This is a genomic window from Clostridium sp., from assembly GCF_032552055.1.
In the GTDB taxonomy this organism is placed as follows: Bacteria; Bacillota; Clostridia; order Clostridiales; family Clostridiaceae; genus Clostridium.
In genome coordinates this window covers 1-3,750 of the sequence record NZ_JAWGSV010000294.1, presented here as the reverse complement: position 1 = coordinate 3,750, position 3,750 = coordinate 1, and the positions used below count along the sequence as shown (strand labels likewise).

4 protein-coding genes are annotated in these 3,750 nt (G+C 29.4%); 3 read left to right on the top strand and 1 reads right to left on the bottom strand.

Going from position 1 to position 3,750, the window contains the following annotated elements:
• The 3 genes from E6248_RS14385 to E6248_RS14375 all read left to right on the top strand — a co-directional run.
• The coding region (locus tag E6248_RS14385; protein ID WP_316341472.1) for an ABC transporter permease at positions 1–924 on the top strand (924 nt) is incomplete at its 5' end.
• A gap of 93 nt (positions 925–1,017) precedes the next feature.
• A complete protein-coding gene (locus tag E6248_RS14380; RefSeq protein WP_316341471.1) occupies positions 1,018–1,575 on the top strand; it encodes a GNAT family N-acetyltransferase in 558 nt (185 codons plus the stop codon).
• 174 nt (positions 1,576–1,749) lie between these two features.
• The gene (locus tag E6248_RS14375; protein ID WP_316341470.1) at positions 1,750–2,286 is read left to right on the top strand and encodes a 5' nucleotidase, NT5C type; all 537 of its coding nucleotides are present in this window, start codon (positions 1,750–1,752) and stop codon (positions 2,284–2,286) included.
• Positions 2,287–2,432: 146 nt separating this feature from the next.
• Here the strand turns inward: E6248_RS14375 and E6248_RS14370 are convergent, their stop codons facing one another.
• Positions 2,433–3,608 carry a class I SAM-dependent rRNA methyltransferase gene (locus E6248_RS14370; RefSeq protein ID WP_316341469.1) on the bottom strand — a complete coding sequence of 392 codons (1,176 nt, stop codon included), beginning with the start codon at positions 3,606–3,608 and terminating at the stop codon, positions 2,433–2,435.
• Positions 3,609–3,750: the final 142 nt, after the last annotated feature.

Below are 3,750 nucleotides of genomic sequence, written 5' to 3'. Positions count from 1 at the left end.
GATAGTAATAGCAATATTCCAATAACATTAATTAATGAAATAAAAAATGAAGGTGAAGTCTATGAAAGTAGCGATTCAAAAGAAGCTTTAATAGAAAAAATAAAAGATAGAGAGTATGATGCCTTAATTCAAATGGAGAATGAGGATTTAATAACAACAGTAGAAGGAAGTGAAATGAGTATAAATTCAGCTGTACAAAAAGCTGTTTCTACTGCTTTTAGTAATTATTCGAAGGATATGATATCAGGAAATGAAAATTTATCTAACATGGGTATTAAGATGTTAGATAATGAGTTTAGCTATATAAATGGATCATCTGATATGACTACATTTGATTCTATAGCACCAATGATGATGGGTTTTTTTATATTTTTCTTTGTTTTCTTATTAGCAGGTATAGCCTTCTTAAGAGAGAGAATAAGTGGAACCTTAGAAAGATTAATGGCTACTCCAATAAAGAGAATGGAAATAGTAATGGGATACTTCTTAGGATTTGGAGTGTTTGTAATTGTACAAACAATAATTATACAAATTTTTATGATATATGTACTTGGAATAACTGTTAAGGGAAGTCCTTTACTAGTACTCTTAATAAATATATTGTTGGCTGCTGGCTCACTTTCTTTAGGAACTTTGCTTTCAACATTTGCAAAAAATGAATTTCAATTAATACAGTTTGTACCAATAGTGATTGTTCCTCAAATATTGTTTTGTGGGCTATTTTCATTAAGAGAATCTCCAATATGGATACAAGGGTTATCAAAGGTATTTCCATTAACTTATGCAGCTGATGCATTAACAGGAGTGGTTCTTAGGGGTTCATCTTTAAGTGATATATCATTAGACTTATTAATTTTAACTGTTTATGCAATAGTGTTTATTATATTAAATTCAATAGCTCTAAAAAAATACAGAAGACTATAGATTTTCGTTATCTTATAAAACATTAGTTTAATAATGAAAATTCATGTAGAAGAGAGTATGACTCATAAAAATAATTAGATTTGAGGTGGATTTATGAAGAATTTAGGAACGAAGACCATTGAGACTGAAAGATTAATTTTAAGAAAATTTAAAGTAGAAGATGCTGAAGCTGCTTATAAGAATTGGACATCTGATCCAGAGGTTACTAAGTTTTTAACGTGGCCTCCTCATAAAGATGCAGAGGTAACAAAAAGTGTCTTTAAAGCTTGGGTAAATAGCTATGATAAAGATGACTTTTATCAATGGGCAATTACCTTAAAAGAAAATAGGAATGAACCTATAGGATGTATTAGTGTAGTGGATAAAGATGAAGAAATAAATATGTTTCATATAGGCTATTGCATCAGTAGAAGATGGTGGAATAAGGGTGTGACTTCGGAAGCATTAAAAGCTGTAATTCATTATTTGATTAAGGAAGTTGGTGCAAATAGGGTAGAATCTAGACATGACCCTAATAATCCTAATTCAGGCAAGGTAATGATGAAATGTGGAATGAAATATGAGGGAACAATGAGACAAGCTGATATAAATAATCAAGGTATAAGCGATTACTCTATGTATGCAATCCTTGCTGAAGAGTATATGTCATAAAATGAGTAGCATTTTATTAATTTTTCATTATTTTGCTGAGCAAAATAAAACAATAGTTAAAGAATTTATTAGATAAGCATACTATGAAAACATTTCAGTCATGGTTTAATTTTCCTTTATTATAAGTTATTATATAAGTGTTAACTCATAATAAAAAGGTAAGGGGGATTACAAATGAGGATTGCCATAGATATGGACGATGTAATTGCAGATTTTTCTGAGAAGGATTTGCGAACATTTAATAAGTTATTTAATAAAGAGGTTACTCAAGAAGAGGTTGGTCATGGATATGTAACACAAAAGTATCCCGAATATGAGGATGCCATGGTATTTATAAGGAATAATGCTGATTTTTTTAGAGATATGAAGGTTATGCCAGATGCTAAGAGAGTTATTGAGCGCTTAGCGAAGAAGCATGAAATATTTATTGTAACAGCAGCTATGCATTTTTCTAATAGCATTGATGGAAAAATTGATTGGTTGAAAAGTAATTTCCCATTTATTGACAAGAGGCATTATGTTTTTTGTGGTGATAAGTCTATTATTAATACAGATTATTTAATTGATGATTCTCCTAAAAACTTAAGTGTTTTTTCTGGTAAGGGATTATTATTCTCAGCTTATCATAATTTAGATAAGGATTACGATTATAGCCGTGTAAATAATTGGCTTGAAGTAGAAGCTTATTTTGAAGAAAAAGGATTACTATAAAAGGCGCTGATATATAATTAAAAATTAATGTAAAAACTTCTAAAGAGTTTTGAAAAAAATATTTTTGGTAATTCTGGAATAATTACAAAATGGGCTGTTTTAGTGAAACAGCCCATTTATATTAAGGTTAATTTACTTGATTAAGTTTAAACTACTTGGAATATGAAGAACTTTAAATAATAAGATTCATCTGAACCCCATAATATTGGATGGTCTGAACTTTGAGTTCTTACTTCTACTTGTCTTAAGGTTCTTCTAGCATCATGAGCTGCTTCTAGAACTGTTTTCTTTAATTGCTCTTCACTCATATAATGTGAACAAGAACAAGTTGCAAAGTAGCCGCCTGGTTTAACCATTTTTAAACCTCTAAGGTTTATTTCTTTATATCCTCTAATAGCAGCATTAATTGTATTTCTTGATTTAGTAAAGGCTGGTGGATCTAGGATAACTACATCAAATTGTCTACCTTCTCTTGACCAATCTCCAAGAACATTAAAAGCATTATGACACTCAAATTTAACAGTATCTTGTAAGTTGTTAAGTTCTGCATTTCTTGTAGCACAATCTATGGCATGTTGAGATACATCAATACCTAAAACAGATTTAGCTCCAGCGATTCCTGCATTTAATGCAAAAGATCCTGTATGAGTAAAGCAATCCAATACATCTCTGTCCTTACAAATTCTATGCATAGCTGCTCTATTTTCTTTTTGGTCTAAAAAGAAACCTGTCTTTTGACCGTTTTCTAAATCAACTATGTATTTAACACCATTTTCAACAATTTCAATGTTAGTATCAAAAGGTTCAGTTAAGAAGCCTTTAGTTTGTTCAAGACCTTCGATTTCTCTAGTCTTAATATCACTTCTTTCATAAACACCTTTAGCACCAAATTCATTAACTAATATTTTTACTACAATATCCCTATACTGATCCATTCCTAATGTAGATATTTGAATTACATAGTAATCTTCAAATTTATCTACTGTAAGACCTGGTAAAAAGTCAGCTTCACCAAAGATAAGTCTACAAGAAGAAGTGTCTATAACAGTTTTTCTGTAATCATAGGCAGCTTCAAATCTTCTTTTAAAGAAATCATAATCAATTTCTTCTTCTAAATTTCTAGTCATTATTCTAATCGTTATTTTACTTCTATCATTAATATAGCCTTTGCCTATAAAGAATCCTTTATGGTTATAAACCTCAACTATATCACCATTTTCATAGTCACCATCATATTCATTTATCTCATCAATATATATCCAAGGTCTGCCCTGTTCAGCTCTCTTATTTTTTCCTTTATGTAAATAAAACTTACTTGCCATAATATAGCTCCTTCCTGAATAAGTTCTATAAAATTATATCACAATTAGGAATTAAGTATAGATATTTATAGCTATAATAATGATAAAATAAATATATAGTTTTTGTATAAATTATAAATAGATAAAATATTTAGTTATATAG